Here is a 13,458-nt window from a genome sequence, read left to right on the forward strand (position 1 = left end):
GACGCCCGACATCGTGCATGCCGGGCGTCAAATCTTGCTTGAATTGGATTGCTAACCGGCCCTTCAGGCCACGTCGCCCAATTCACCTTTTTCAATCTGTTCGCGTTCAATGGATTCAAACAGCGCTTTAAAGTTGCCTTCGCCAAAGCCATCATCGCCCTTGCGTTGGATAAACTCAAAGAAGATCGGGCCGATCACGGTTTTCGAGAATATCTGAAGCAAGATACGTGTTTCGCCGCCACCAAGGACACCTTCGCCGTCGATCAGAATACCATGCTTCATCATGTCGGCCTTGGGTTCATCGTGACCCGTCACGCGGTCATAGGAGAGGTCATAATAGGTCTCGTTCGGGCCTGGCATGAATTTCAGCCCACGCGCCGCAATCTCGTCGACCGAGGCATAGATATCCTCGGTGCCGACAGCGATGTGCTGGATGCCCTCGCCTTTGTATTTCTCAAGATAGGCGACGATCTGACCTTTCTCGCCGCGATCTTCGTTCAGCGGGATGCGGATCTTGCCACAGGGCGAGGTCAACGCGCGGCTGAACAGCCCGCTATGCTTGCCCTGAATGTCGAAAAACCTGATTTCTTCGAAGTTGAACAAATCGCCGTAGAACTTGAACCACACCTCCATGTTGCCCTTGAAGACATTGTGGGTGAGGTGATCGAGGTAGTAAAACCCAACCCCCTTGGGGTGGGCATCCGCGATCCAGTCAAACTCAGCGTTATAGGCGCTGGTGTCGAAATACTGGTCGATGAAATAGATCAGCGAGTCGCCGATGCCATAGATCGCAGGCACATCCATCGCCTTGCCATCCGCCTCATAGGGTTTTGCCCCCATCTTCACCGCATGGTCAAACGCGTGCTGTGCATCGACAACGCGCCAGCCCATCGAGGGCGCACAGGGGCCGTGTTGATCAATGAAGTCCGCGGCATGACTGCCCGGTTCGATGTTGATCAGATAGCTGACGTCGCCTTGTTGCCACAGCTCGATCTTGCGTCGTTTGTGGTTGGCGGTGTGTTCAAACCCCATCTTGGTGAAAAGGTCACGCAATTCCTGCGGGTCAGGATGGGCAAATTCGACAAATTCGAACCCGTCGGTTCCGGCGGGGTTCTTTTCGCTGATTTCAGCGCGCGGGGCATCATGTGGAAACGGACCCATGTGGATCTCTCCTGTTCATTAACGTGTTATGAAACGAGTATCACGCAAGAGCATTGATTTTTTCGCGCGTTCTTTGCAGTATTTTGGATAAATACCGCGCGTTTTGCGCATATTTGGCAGAAATCCGTGGAGATCACGCATATGGACGAAACAGACCGGCGTCTATTGAAGGCGTTGCAGATCGACGCGCAGATGACCGCACAGGATCTGGGCGAGCGATTGAACCTGTCGGCCAGTCAGGCAGGACGACGGCGCGCCCGGCTCGAAGAACAGGGCTATATCCGCGCCTATGCCGCGCGGCTGGACCCGGCGCGCCTTGGGCTGCATGTGCAGGCCTTCGTGCAAGTGCAGATGGAAAGCCAAGCCCCAAAAGCCGCGCGCGCTTTTCTGCGTCTGGTCGAATTGCGGCCCGAAGTGACATCGGTCTGGACGCTGACGGGCAATTCCGACTACCTGATGCGGGTCTATTGCTCGGATCTCGGCGCCTTGAACGAGCTGATCCACGATGTGTTGTTGCCGCACCCTTCGGTGGCACGGGTCCAAAGCCAGATTGTGCTGGACCATGTCAAACAAGATGCCCCCCTGCCGACTGATCACAGTTGAAGGCAACTTTCTTCCCGCCCGTTAACCGATGCAAAACGGGTCTGACCTATAAGCTGAGGGCCTCAGGTGTCGACCGGCACCCGCATTTGGCATCGGCAATAACATGGGCAGACCAGTTTGACATTCATTGACCGGCGACAAGAACAACGCCCCAAGACAGGCGCCGCCCCCTTTCGGTTGGACGAGGTATTTTATTCTCGCACAGACAAACGAGGGATCATTCAATCCGGGAACTACGTCTTTCGTCGGGTCAGCGACTATGACTGGCCTGACCTGATCGGCGCGCCCCATAAAATCGTGCGCCACCCGGACATGCCGCGAGGTGTCTTCCACTATTTCTGGACCCGGATCGGGCAAGGTGACCCCTTTGGCGCCTATGTTAAGAATTTGGCGCGTGACGGCCTTCACTATTGGGTTTTTGCGGTCGTTTTGCCGCTGGGTGACGGGTATCTGTCGGCACGGATCAAGCCCTCGAGCCCGTTGTGGCGAAAGATGGAAACGGTCTATGCCGACCTTTCAGCGGCGGAAAAGTCGGACAAGCTAGCGCCCGACGACAGCGCGCAGCACCTGCTGGGGCAACTCGCTGATCTGGGCTTTGCCAGCTATGACCAGTTTGCCGCCATTGCCTTGGCCGAAGAACTGACCTGCCGCGATCTTGCTCTGACAGGTGCTGCGGACCCGCATCTGCAAGCCATGAAGGCGACGTTCGAGGCCGCGCGCAATATGGCCGCCGAAACCCAAGCGTTGATCCACGATTTCGAAGGGATGCAGACCATTCCACACAATCTAAGGGTCATCGCCTCGCGTCTGGAACCCACAGGCGGACCGATTTCCACGCTATCGCAGAACTATGGCACCATGTCGCGCGAAATGTCGGGATGGTTTGAACACAACGTGCTTGGCCCGAAAAGCGACTTTTCCAAGATCACGGGCACGGTCGCGACCTCGTTGTTTCTGACCGGGATGGTCAGAGTCTTGGCAGAGTGCGAGGCGCAGATGCGCCATGAGCAACGCAAGCTCGGACATCAGGACGCAAGCGAAGAACATGCGCAATTGATCGCCGCGACGAAAGCCTACCAGACCCTGGCCCATGAGGGTTTGATGCAGGTGCGCAGGGAAACCAGACGCATTCTGGACGCCTGCAAGGTGATGAACCGCTATGTGCTTGGGCTAAGCTCGACACGCATCATGTGCAAGATCGAAAGTGCGCGCTTGCAGGAAGGGGGCATTGGGCTGGCAGACATCATCCAACAGCTAAAGCTGTTTCAGGAACGGGTCACAGCGCGGCTTGAGGCGGTCGAGGCCAAGGCGCATATCATAGCGCTGACCCGTGACTGACAGGGCGTGGCGAGAGGCGCACTGACCCAACTTCAGGCGTCTGAAACACCCGCTTCGGCAAAGGTCGCCATGCCGGAATGGCAAGCCACTGCGCCTTGCAAGATGCCAATGGCAAGTGCGCCACCCGACCCTTCGCCCAACCGCATCCCCATGGACAGAAGCGGCGCCTTGTTCAACGCGGCCAGCACCTGACCATGCGCCGCTTCGGCCGACACGTGACCTGCCACCACATGATCCAGCGCGGTCGGGGATATCGCATTGAGGCAGGCAGCCGCGGCCGAGCAGATGAACCCGTCAAGGATGACCGGAATGCGGTCGACACGCGCGCGCGCCATGGCTCCGGCCATGGCCGCCACTTCGCGACCGCCAAGGCAGCGCAGCGCCTCTATCCCGCTGCCTTTCGCCATTGGGTTCGCCTGAAGCCCCGCGCCGACAACCCGCGCCTTTAGGTCAAGACCAGCGTCGTCGACACCCGTGCCACGCCCCACCCAGTCCTCAGGCGCGCCTCCGAACAGCGCGAAGGCGATTGCCGCCGCCGAGGTCGTGTTGCCGATACCCATCTCTCCGGTGACCAGCAGGTCAGTCCGCCCATCGACAGCGTTCCAGCCGATTGCCAATGCGTCCAGCAGATCAGCTTCGTCCATCGCGGGTCCACGGGTGAAATCTGCCGTTGGTGCATCCAGAGACAGCGCATGGACATCCATTTTCGCGCCGAACGTTTTGGACAATTGGTTGATGGCCGCACCGCCATGTTGAAAATTCAGCACCATTTGTTCGGTCACTTCGGCCGGGAAAGCAGATACCCCTTGTGCCGTGATCCCGTGATTGCCAGCAAAGACAATCACTTGTGGCGCATTGACCGCAGGGCGACCGGTGCCACGCCAGCTGCCATACCAAATCGCCAAATCCTCTAACCGTCCCAACGCGCCGGGGGGTTTGGTCAGTTGGCCATTACGATCCTGCGCAGCAGCGCGGGCGTCGCTGTCCGGGTCTGGCGCTCCCAATAGCACCGCTTCAAATTCCAAGAGCGAGGCGAAAGGCGGCGTGGTCATGGCATGATCCCGATTGATTCCCGTTGACACCCTCTTTACCCATGGCAGTGGCCCGCAACCAGACCGCAAAAGACCAAATATGACCAAACACGACACACATACCCATGATGACGCGCCGCTGATCGACCCGGTCGATGTTCCAGCCGCGTTGGGGCTGTTGACCCGTTTGCCGATCAAGGTGGACACAACGCGCGCGGTGGCACGCGGCGCGCAGGCAGCCTGGGCGTGGCCTGTGGCCGGGCTGGTGCCCGCCGGCCTTGCGGCCGTGACCGGCTTTGCGGCATTGGGTCTGGGTGCGGGGCCAATTTGGGCCGCGACATTAGCGGTGGGCGCGCAGGTGATGGTCACCGGAGCCATGCACGAAGACGGGCTGGCCGACACAGCGGATGGGCTGTGGGGTGGCCAAGACACAGCGCGCCGCCTTGAAATCATGAAAGACAGCCGGATCGGCGCCTATGGTGTGATCGCATTGATCTTGGCGCTTTTGCTCAGGATCAGCGCACTCGCGGCCCTTCTGCCCCTGTCCGGCGCATTCGGGGCTATTCTGGTCTGCGGGCTGGTGAGCCGGGTGCCGATGGTGATCCTGATGGCCTCGCTGCCAAATGCACGCAAGGTAGGACTGGCCCAATCCGTTGGTCGCGTTCCGGTCAAGACGGCCGGGCTTGCCACCGCTCTGGGCGGCGTGGCGACCTTGATCTTCGCACCTTGGGCGCTGCTGGCGCTGTTTTTCTGGATTGCGGTCCCGGTGTTGGCCTTGGCGGCATTGGCCAGAACGAAAATCGGCGGTCAGACCGGCGACATCCTTGGTGCCAGCCAACAGCTTTCCGAGATTGCGGCGCTGGCGGTCTTCGCGGCGCTGCTTAGTCAGACCTAAACACAAAAAACCGCCGCCCGGTGTCCCGAACGGCGGATTTTCTTCTGCGTCGAACGCCGCGCTTAGGCGGCGCGCGACATCAGCACATCGCTTACGCGTTTTTGCGCGGCCAGCTCATCCCCACCACCAACGGCGGCGACTTCGCGGGTTAGACGCTCAAGCGCGGCTTCATAAAGCTGACGCTCGGAATAGCTTTGTTCGCGCTGATCATCCGTGCGGTGAAGGTCGCGCACGACCTCAGCGATGGATTGCAGATCGCCCGAGTTGATTTTCTGCTCGTATTCCTGCGCCCGACGCGACCACATGGCGCGTTTCACACGGGCCTTGCCTTTCAACGTGTCCATTGCCTTCGACACTTCATCCGGGCTGGCCAAGCTGCGCATCCCGACTTCGGTCGCCTTGTGGGTCGGCACGCGAAGCATCATCTTGTCTTTTTCAAACGAAATGACAAAAAGCTCCAGCTCGATCCCGGCGACTTCTTGTTCTTCGATCGAAACGATCTTGCCAACGCCATGCGCCGGATAGACGACAAACTCGTCAGGGCGGAAATCCAGCTTTTTCTTGGTCATACAACGCATCCTTTGCGTATTTGTTTCAGTGTGCGGTCGGAATACGCGCTGTTCGCGAAGCGAAAAGAACACCGCAGGGGGCAAACGCTCCCTTCGGGTCAATCTCATTTTCGAAACAATCTGCCATGTGGCAGGGTGGATCCCAACTGTCTGACAGGGAGTATAGCACAAAATGCGCCCTGCAGAAAGTGCCGCAGTGCAGCAGCGCGCGTTAATCAAACCCGAACAGTAACTTAGAAGACTGACCGGCGGTCAAATACAGATCAAAACGGGCAGAAAACCTCGGCTATTCGAATCACTGCTCTGCAGGGGCTTCGGAGAAGTATTTCTGCATCTTGCCCTCTTCCCCATCGCGTTCTTCCGCGTCGGGCATTGGGTCTTTGCGTTCGATGATCACGGGCCAGAGCTCGGAATATTTGCGGTTGAACTCGACCCAGCTTTCGGTGCCCGGCTCAGTGTCTGCGCGGATCGCATCCGCCGGACATTCGGGTTCACAAACACCGCAGTCGATGCATTCATCAGGGTGAATCACCAGCATATTCTCGCCTTCGTAGAAACAATCTACGGGGCAAACCTCGACGCAATCGGTGTATTTGCAGGCGATGCAGTTATCTAGAACGACATAGGTCATGTGGACACCTCAATTTGGCTTACCGCCTCCAATATTGCAGGGCGCGCGATCAATCAAGCATTCCACCACGGGAAACTGGCAAGTTGCGACGATCTTTCTTGGTTGGGCGGCCTTTGCCGTAGAATTTCTTGCCCGAGGTAAGACCTTCCGGGACAGAATTCTGGCGCGGCTGTGGTGGATCAAGATCCTCATACAGCGCCTGTGCCTCGGTGGCAGGACCACGACGAGTCGATAGGACCTGAATACGGATCACCCGAACCTGATTGCCTTGCGGGAAGGTCAACACATCCCCGGACCCAACATTGAAGGCGGGTTTTGACACCTTGGTGCTGTTGACCCGCAAGTGGCCTGCTGAAATCAACTTGGTCGCCAACCCACGCGTCTTGAAAAACCGCGCATGCCAAAGCCACTTGTCGGCCCGCATCTTCGGGCCGTTCGAAGGGGCGGCATCACCGCCCCCTGAGTTGTCGGCCTTCACCAATCAGTTCTTTTCCTTCAGCGCCAACAGAGCCGCGAACGGGTTGTCAGGATCGATGGCTTTTTCCTTGCGCGGACCAGACTGATAGCTTTTGGGCTTGTTGTCCTGCGGTCCTTTGCGCGGACCACCCCGGCCCGGCTTGCCACCTTGCTTGCCACCGGGTTTGCCACCCTGCTTTCCACGAGGACGATCGCCCTGCGCCGCCCGTTCGCCGCGCGGTTTTCCACCGCGCGCGCGGCCAAAACCACCCCATGTGAAGGTATAAAAGACCTCTGTTTCGGGGGCCTCTTCGCCGTCGGAAGCGGGCGCCGCATCTGTGGCAGACGTTTCCGTCGGCACCTCGGTAGGGGCTTCGGTTGGTGTCTCGGTCGGGACTTCAACCGGCACTTCAACCGGCGCTTCGGCCGGCACTTCAGTGGGGGGCGCTGCAGGTGTTTCGTTTGGCGTCTCGGTTGGCGTTTCGACAGGGGGATCACCGGCAACCGTGCTGTCAGCCGCCCCAACTGCGGGCGCTTTCACCTTCACACGCTCGGCCTTGTCAGCCTTGTAGCCAAGTCCCTGCATCAAGTCGGCAAACTGCTCCAGCGTCATGCCAGTGATCGACAGCATGTCGGCTTTCGCCTCAAACCCGCCACGGCTGTCTTCAGCGCGCAGCTGGTCGGCCAGACGTTCCAACATGTCGATCCGGATCGCACGGGCACCGGCTGGGCGGTAACCTGCCAGCAAATAGGCATGCGGGTCGACACCGCTGACCGCAGGGATCGTCACCAAACCGGGCGGGGGCGATTCCGGAAACTCGGACAGGTCTTTGAACAGGCTGTCCAGCACCAGACGCAGACGCGTCGGCGCGGGTTTCAGCAGCAAAGGCATGAAGATCGTGAACTGGCCGAACCGGACGCCATGCTTGCGCAATGCCGCGCGGGCATCCTGATCCAACTCTTTCACTTCCTGCGCCACCTGATCGCGCGGGATAATGCCCAACGCCTCGATCATGCGGAACCCAAAACCCCGGGCCAGACCGGTCAGCGTCTCGTCTTTTTCGATGGTGGTCAGCGGCTCGAACAGCGCCTGCACCTTGCGGTCGATGAAGTGCTGAAGGCGGCGGGTGACCTTTTCAGCGACATCCGTTCCGGCTTCCTCGTCAACAAAGGCCTGCACGCGCGGCTTTAGCAGCTCGTCGCCCTTGACCAGCTTACCAACGGCAAGCTCGCCCCACATCAACCCGCCCTGCTCAGTGAAATCAAGCTCGGTATCGGGCGCGTTATAGAAACGGTCCGCACGCAGGTGGAATTCGGGCGCGAGCGCCTTCATGCTGGCCGCGCGGAGGGTTTTTGCCTCTTCCGGGCTTTGGGCGGAGTCCTGACGAAACTGGAACCCCTCCAGTCGACCAACAAATTGGCCTTCGACCGTCACTTCACCTTTGTCATTCACGTCAGCCACGAGGCTCTCCTTCTGTTTCAACCGCCGCAGCAACACAGAGGTGCGGCGATCTACAAATCTTTTGGTCAATGCGCTGTGTAGTGCATCCGACAGGCGATCTTCTACAGCACGCGCTTCGCCGCGCCAATGGGCAACATCATCCAGCCAATCGCGTCGTTGTGCAACATATGTCCATGTGCGAATATATGCCAACCGTTTGGAAAGCGTGTCGATATCGCCTTCGGTGCGGTCAATCCGCTTCACCTGCCGGGCAAACCAGTCTTCGCGCACGCGCCCATGTTCGTGGATGTCATTGAAAAGGCTGGTGATCAGACCGGCGTGTTCTGCATGGCTGATACCGCGGAAATCGGGCAAGCGGCACACATCCCACAAAAGCCCGACAGAGCGCCCGTCAGTGGCGCGCGCGGCCACCTCGGCGTCTTCCGCAAGCATCTTCAGGGCCACAAGGTCATCCGCGTCCCGCGCCCGCGCCAACCAGCTGTTGGTGGTGGGCAATTCGAGTGAGCGAATAAGTGCCTGCACATTGCCAAACGCCAGATCGCCGTTACGCCAACACAGCTTGCGGATCGGCGTGAAGGAATGCGAGGTGATGGCATCGGCCATCTCATCGGAAAGCGGCGCGGCCTCGCCCGTCACCCCGAACGAGCCGTGTTTCATATAGCGCCCTGCCCGTCCGGCGATCTGCGCCAGCTCGTTGGGCGCTAGCTGCCGCATCCGGTGGCCGTCAAACTTGGACAGGGCCGAAAACGCCACATGGTCGATATCAAGGTTCAGCCCCATCCCGATGGCATCCGTGGCGATCAGGTAGTCGACCTCGCCGTTCTGATACATCTCGACCTGTGCGTTGCGCGTGCGGGGCGACAGCGCGCCCATGACGACAGCCACGCCCCCTTTTTGGCGACGCATCAACTCGGCAATGGCGTAAAGGTTATCGACCGAGAACCCCACGATCGCCGAGCGCCCCGGCATGCGGCTGAGTTTCTTAGAGCCGGAATGAACCAACTCGGAAAACCGCTCGCGATAGAGGAACTGCACCTCAGGCGCCAAACCCGCGATGGCGCTGCGCATCGTGTCGGACCCCATGAACAGCGTTTCCTGCGTGCCGCGCATGTGCAGCAGCCGGTCGGTGAACACGTGCCCGCGTTCCGGGTCGGCGCAAAGCTGGATTTCGTCGATGGCGACAAATTCTGCCCCGACGCCCAGCGGCATCGCCTCGACCGTCGCGACCCAATATTGCGCGCGTTCGGGCACGATGCGCTCTTCGCCAGTGACCAGCGCGACCGCATTGGGGCCACGAAGGGCCACCAGCTTGTCATACACCTCGCGCGCCAGAAGGCGCAGCGGCAAGCCAATTACCCCGGTGCGGTAGCCCAGCATCCGATCCAACGCATAGTGGGTTTTGCCCGTGTTGGTCGGGCCAAGAACGGCCGTGATCCGCGGGCCACCCCGCGCATTGTCCGAGACCATGTTCTGCCTTTCCCGTCGCTGTTCGGCAGGCGCGCCCGCGCGCGCCATTTCCGATCAGATATCCTGCCCGTCCGCCGCTTCAAGCCGCTGAACGGCCTCTTTTACGTCGGGGTTGCGGGGATGTATAGCAAGCGAGAGGCGATAGGCATCCAGCGCGCGGCGTGGGTCGCCCAGATCCTCCATGATGATGCCCAGCCCGGTCAGTGCTGCGAAATGGCGCGGCTCCAACGCCAGTGCACGGGCGATATCATCCAGCGCCAACCCCAGCCGACCCGCCCGATAGAAGGCTGTGGCGCGGGCGTTCCATCCTTCGGCAAAGTCCGGCGCGTGATCTGTCAACGCGCTCAGATGCTCGATTGCAGCCTCAAGGTCGTCGCCCTCCATCGCCTTGCGCCCCCGCGCCAAAAGCAGGTCCAGCGCGTCGGAGCCTGACTTGGACCAAAGCTCCCAGACCTCGTCCTCCAACGCTTGCCAGTTGCTGTCATCGGCCTGACGCAAAAGCGCCAAAAGGCGATCCAGTTCGCTCTGACCTTCCCCCGTGATCAATTCAGAGGACACCGACTGGCTGTCCCCCAGATCCGTTCCTTGTGCCAAAAGCGCACCAGAGGATCCGCCCAGACAGGTGATCATCGCCAAGGCGAACAGGCTGTTGAAGTTGCAGGCGGTCAGAATGCGGCAGGTCATACGTCAAGTTAACGCCATGCCGGGGCCGGTAACAGACACTTTCCCGTGCAAACGGCAGGTTTTCGCCCGTCTGATGGTTCCCACACGTCACTTCGGCCGAAAAGCCGTTTACGCCCGCGTCAACGCTGCGTTAGCATTCAGATGATACAAAAGCCCTGTCGGGCACCAATCGGAGGATTACACGTGAGTGACGTGATCAATAAGGCTGTGGCTTCGCTGAACGAGAAGATGAGCGATGGGTTTGACGGCGGAACTGCCAAATTCGTGATCGAAGGCGAAGGCGCGATCATTGTGGATGGAAGCGGCGCACGCGCAGGCGATGACGACGCAGATGTCACTCTGACGGCCGATGCTGGCGTGTTTCAGGACATGCTGTCGGGCGAAATGAACCCGACCACTGCGTTCATGACTGGCAAACTGTCGGTCGATGGCAACATGGGACTGGCCATGCAACTTGGCGCTGCGTTGGGCTAGAATGGTCTGACAAGGGTCAATCGGGGGGCGAGATGAGCGACGCACCGCTGTTTGCAGATATCGCCAAAGGTCCGCCTGACGGGCGGGCGTTTTGGCGCATGACCTCGGACGGGGTCAGGCTGCGTCTTGGTCACTGGCCGCGCATCAGCGAAACACCTTTGCGTGGCACCGTTCTGCTGTTTCCCGGTCGCACCGAATATATCGAGAAATATGGCCTGATCGCCGCAGAATTGGCCGCGCGCGGGTTCGACACGCTGACGATTGACTGGCGCGGGCAAGGGTTGTCAGACCGGCCCGATGCCGAACGCGAGCTGGGTCATGTCAGCCATTTCGACGAATACCAAACCGATTTGGCTGAAATGATGGCCCTTGCCACGGAATTGGACCTGCCCCGCCCCTTTACCCTGCTGGGCCATTCGATGGGCGGCTGTATTGGTCTGCGGTCGCTCCAGAATGGGCTGGATGTCGTCGGTGCCTGTTTTTCCGCGCCGATGTGGGGCATCACCATGTCAACACCGCTCAAGCCCATTGCCTGGAGCCTGTCTTGGGCGTTGCATCAAACCCCGTTGAAGCTGATGCTGTCACCCGGAACCGCGCGGGCGACCTATGTTTCCACGCAGCCGTTTGACGACAACATGCTGACCACGGATCGCGAGATGTATGCGCTGATGCAAGATCAGGCCAAGCAGCATCCCGAACTGACCTTGGGCGGACCCACCACCGGCTGGCTGTTCGCCGCATTGACCGAAATGCGGGATCTGATGGCAATGCCAGCCCCATCGTTGCCGGCTGTCGCCTTTCTTGGCACACACGAACGCATCGTCGAGCCGGGACCGGTTCACGACTACATGGCGCGCTGGCCGCTTGGTCGGCTTGAGATCGCCCAAGGATGCGAACACGAGGTGCTGATGGAAGCCCGACCGATCCGCAAACGCGTATATGAGGCTTTGGAGATATTGGCACAGCGGCAGAGCGAGACGTCAGCGGCCTGAGCCAGCCAACTGGCGCGCAGGACACCCCTTCGCCACATCAATCGCAATCGAGTAAATTCAATTTCTTGGCACAGCGGCCATCATCGCCTGCACATGTGACACCAGGGCGCGGGTCGATCCGTCCAGCCCTGCCCCATCACGCGCGCCGGTCACCACCGGTTCCAGCGCGACAGCCAGTTCCTTGCCCAGTTCGACGCCCCATTGGTCGAACGAGTTGATGCCAAGGATCACGCCCTCCACAAACACCCGATGTTCATAAAGCGCGATGATCTGGCCCAAGACATGCGGCGTCAGCTTGGGATAGACCAACGTGGTCGACGGGCGGTTGCCGGGAAAGACGCGGTGCGCGGCCTGCCGCTCCAGCTCGTCTCCGCTAAAGTCCATGGCCGCCATCAGCGCGCGCGCTTTCTCCAGACTGCGCCCCTGCATCAGGGCTTGCGACTGTGCAAGGCAGTTGGCGACGAGCAAGCTGTGTTGATGGGCCAGCTCACCCTCATGCCCTGTCGCGCCCACGAGAAATTCACATGGAATGATATCCGTGCCCTGATGGATCAATTGATAGAACGCATGTTGGCCGTTGGTGCCGGGTTCGCCCCAGACCACGGGGCCTGACGGCACGGACAATGGTTGCCCGTCCAGCGCCACGCGTTTTCCGTTGCTTTCCATCTCGAGCTGTTGAAGGTAGGCCGGCAGCCGTGCAAGGCGTTGTTCATAGGGTAAAACAGCCCGTGTCGGGTAGCCACAGACCTGCCGATGCCAAATCCCGACAAGCGCCAGCATCAAGGGCATGTTCGCGCGCCCGTCTGTGGTGCGGAAATGGTCGTCCATATCGCGCGCACCGGCCAGCAATTGTTCAAACCGCTCAGGCCCGATCGCGATCATCAGCGAAAGCCCGATGGGGCCCCACACCGAATATCGCCCGCCAACCCAGTCTTCAAAGCCGAACACGCGTTCAGCGGCGATGCCCCAATCGGTGGTCTTTTCAAGGTTCGAGGACAGCGCCACGAAATGCAGCCCGACCCCGGCTGCCCCAAGATCACGCATCAGCCAATCGCGCGCCGTCGCGGCATTGGTCATCGTTTCGATGGTCGTAAAGGTCTTGGATGCCACGATCACCAGCGTTTCGGCCGGGTTCAACCCCGACAGCACATCCGCGATCTGCGCCCCGTCCACGTTCGACACAAAATGAACCCGTGGCCCGTCATGGTAGGGCGACAGCGCCAGCGTCGCCATGGCGGGCCCCAGATCAGAGCCACCGATCCCGATATTGACCACATCGCGAAAGCGTCCGCCACCGGGGGCTCGGATCTGACCGGATCGCAAACGAGACGCGAAATCGCGCATACGGGTCAGCGTCTGGCGCACCTCTGGCATGACATCCTGACCGTCAACGTGGATTTGTGCCTCGGACCCGGCACGCAACGCCGTGTGCAGCACAGCGCGCCCTTCGGTGAGGTTGATTTTTTCGCCACAGAACATCGCGTCGCGCCGTGATGCCACCTGCGCCGCATCCGCCAGTGCCAACAGCAAGTCAACGCCCGTATCGTCCAACGCGGTCTTGGACCAGTCGAACACCAGCCCGTTCGTGCGCGTTGAAAACGCCGCCGCGCGGTCGCCATCCGCAAACAACGCGGCGATATCACGGTCCTTATTGGCGTCGTGATAGACCTTCAGATCACTGATATCCATTGTTCC

At 60.0% G+C, this 13,458-nt stretch carries 13 protein-coding genes; 5 read left to right on the forward strand and 8 right to left on the reverse strand.

Going from position 1 to position 13,458, the window contains the following annotated elements:
* Positions 1–63: 63 nt before the first annotated feature.
* The gene (hppD, locus tag Q0864_RS14355) at positions 64–1,161 is read right to left on the reverse strand and encodes a 4-hydroxyphenylpyruvate dioxygenase (RefSeq protein ID WP_298571092.1); all 1,098 of its coding nucleotides are present in this window, start codon (positions 1,159–1,161) and stop codon (positions 64–66) included.
* Positions 1,162–1,302: 141 nt separating this feature from the next.
* Here hppD and Q0864_RS14360 point away from each other — a divergent pair, with 141 nt between their 5' ends.
* A complete protein-coding gene (locus tag Q0864_RS14360; RefSeq protein WP_298571094.1) occupies positions 1,303–1,764 on the forward strand; it encodes an Lrp/AsnC family transcriptional regulator in 462 nt (153 codons plus the stop codon).
* Between the two features lie 117 nt (positions 1,765–1,881).
* Entirely contained in the window at positions 1,882–3,102 is a 1,221-nt protein-coding gene (locus tag Q0864_RS14365; protein WP_298571097.1) for a chemotaxis protein, read from the forward strand.
* Between the two features lie 32 nt (positions 3,103–3,134).
* Here Q0864_RS14365 and cobT read toward each other — a convergent pair whose 3' ends face one another.
* A complete protein-coding gene (cobT, locus tag Q0864_RS14370) occupies positions 3,135–4,154 on the reverse strand; it encodes a nicotinate-nucleotide--dimethylbenzimidazole phosphoribosyltransferase (protein WP_298571099.1) in 1,020 nt (339 codons plus the stop codon).
* Between the two features lie 79 nt (positions 4,155–4,233).
* Between cobT and cobS the strand changes: the two genes are divergently transcribed.
* A complete protein-coding gene (cobS, locus tag Q0864_RS14375) occupies positions 4,234–5,028 on the forward strand; it encodes an adenosylcobinamide-GDP ribazoletransferase (RefSeq protein WP_298571101.1) in 795 nt (264 codons plus the stop codon).
* A gap of 62 nt (positions 5,029–5,090) precedes the next feature.
* Here cobS and Q0864_RS14380 read toward each other — a convergent pair whose 3' ends face one another.
* The 5 genes from Q0864_RS14380 to Q0864_RS14400 form a co-directional block, all read right to left on the reverse strand.
* Positions 5,091–5,597: a CarD family transcriptional regulator gene (locus tag Q0864_RS14380; protein ID WP_298571103.1), complete on the reverse strand. Its 507-nt coding sequence runs from the start codon at positions 5,595–5,597 to the stop codon at positions 5,091–5,093.
* Positions 5,598–5,892: 295 nt separating this feature from the next.
* Positions 5,893–6,228: a ferredoxin FdxA gene (gene fdxA / locus Q0864_RS14385; RefSeq protein WP_248365160.1), complete on the reverse strand. Its 336-nt coding sequence runs from the start codon at positions 6,226–6,228 to the stop codon at positions 5,893–5,895.
* Between the two features lie 49 nt (positions 6,229–6,277).
* Positions 6,278–6,652 carry an RNA-binding S4 domain-containing protein gene (locus Q0864_RS14390; RefSeq protein ID WP_298571213.1) on the reverse strand — a complete coding sequence of 125 codons (375 nt, stop codon included), beginning with the start codon at positions 6,650–6,652 and terminating at the stop codon, positions 6,278–6,280.
* 57 nt (positions 6,653–6,709) lie between these two features.
* Entirely contained in the window at positions 6,710–9,613 is a 2,904-nt protein-coding gene (locus tag Q0864_RS14395; protein WP_298571107.1) for a helicase-related protein, read from the reverse strand.
* 54 nt (positions 9,614–9,667) lie between these two features.
* Positions 9,668–10,297 carry a tetratricopeptide repeat protein gene (locus Q0864_RS14400; RefSeq protein ID WP_298571109.1) on the reverse strand — a complete coding sequence of 210 codons (630 nt, stop codon included), beginning with the start codon at positions 10,295–10,297 and terminating at the stop codon, positions 9,668–9,670.
* Between the two features lie 183 nt (positions 10,298–10,480).
* Here Q0864_RS14400 and Q0864_RS14405 point away from each other — a divergent pair, with 183 nt between their 5' ends.
* Positions 10,481–10,771 (forward strand): SCP2 sterol-binding domain-containing protein, encoded by a 291-nt coding sequence (locus Q0864_RS14405; RefSeq protein ID WP_298571111.1) that lies wholly within the window; start codon positions 10,481–10,483, stop codon positions 10,769–10,771.
* Between the two features lie 32 nt (positions 10,772–10,803).
* Complete coding sequence (locus Q0864_RS14410; RefSeq protein WP_298571113.1) at positions 10,804–11,763, forward strand: alpha/beta hydrolase; 960 nt, start codon at positions 10,804–10,806, stop codon at positions 11,761–11,763.
* A gap of 57 nt (positions 11,764–11,820) precedes the next feature.
* Here the strand turns inward: Q0864_RS14410 and pgi are convergent, their stop codons facing one another.
* Positions 11,821–13,452 (reverse strand): glucose-6-phosphate isomerase, encoded by a 1,632-nt coding sequence (gene pgi / locus Q0864_RS14415; RefSeq protein WP_298571115.1) that lies wholly within the window; start codon positions 13,450–13,452, stop codon positions 11,821–11,823.
* Between the last annotated feature and the right edge of the window lie 6 nt (positions 13,453–13,458).

This window comes from uncultured Aliiroseovarius sp., assembly GCF_947497285.1.
In the GTDB taxonomy this organism is placed as follows: Bacteria; Pseudomonadota; Alphaproteobacteria; order Rhodobacterales; family Rhodobacteraceae; genus Aliiroseovarius.

Bases quoted from the DNA above. Each gene is read 5' to 3' on its own strand.
- hppD (WP_298571092.1), bottom strand. From the start codon at position 1,161: ATGGGTCCGTTTCCACATGATGCCCCGCGCGCTGAAATCAGCGAAAAG.
- Q0864_RS14360 (WP_298571094.1), top strand. From the start codon at position 1,303: ATGGACGAAACAGACCGGCGTCTATTGAAGGCGTTGCAGATCGACGCG.
- cobT (WP_298571099.1), bottom strand. From the start codon at position 4,154: ATGACCACGCCGCCTTTCGCCTCGCTCTTGGAATTTGAAGCGGTGCTA.
- cobS (WP_298571101.1), top strand. From the start codon at position 4,234: ATGACCAAACACGACACACATACCCATGATGACGCGCCGCTGATCGAC.
- Q0864_RS14380 (WP_298571103.1), bottom strand. From the start codon at position 5,597: ATGACCAAGAAAAAGCTGGATTTCCGCCCTGACGAGTTTGTCGTCTAT.
- fdxA (WP_248365160.1), bottom strand. From the start codon at position 6,228: ATGACCTATGTCGTTCTAGATAACTGCATCGCCTGCAAATACACCGAT.
- Q0864_RS14390 (WP_298571213.1), bottom strand. From the start codon at position 6,652: ATGCGGGCCGACAAGTGGCTTTGGCATGCGCGGTTTTTCAAGACGCGT.
- Q0864_RS14395 (WP_298571107.1), bottom strand. From the start codon at position 9,613: ATGGTCTCGGACAATGCGCGGGGTGGCCCGCGGATCACGGCCGTTCTT.
- Q0864_RS14400 (WP_298571109.1), bottom strand. From the start codon at position 10,297: ATGACCTGCCGCATTCTGACCGCCTGCAACTTCAACAGCCTGTTCGCC.
- Q0864_RS14410 (WP_298571113.1), top strand. From the start codon at position 10,804: ATGAGCGACGCACCGCTGTTTGCAGATATCGCCAAAGGTCCGCCTGAC.
- pgi (WP_298571115.1), bottom strand. From the start codon at position 13,452: ATGGATATCAGTGATCTGAAGGTCTATCACGACGCCAATAAGGACCGT.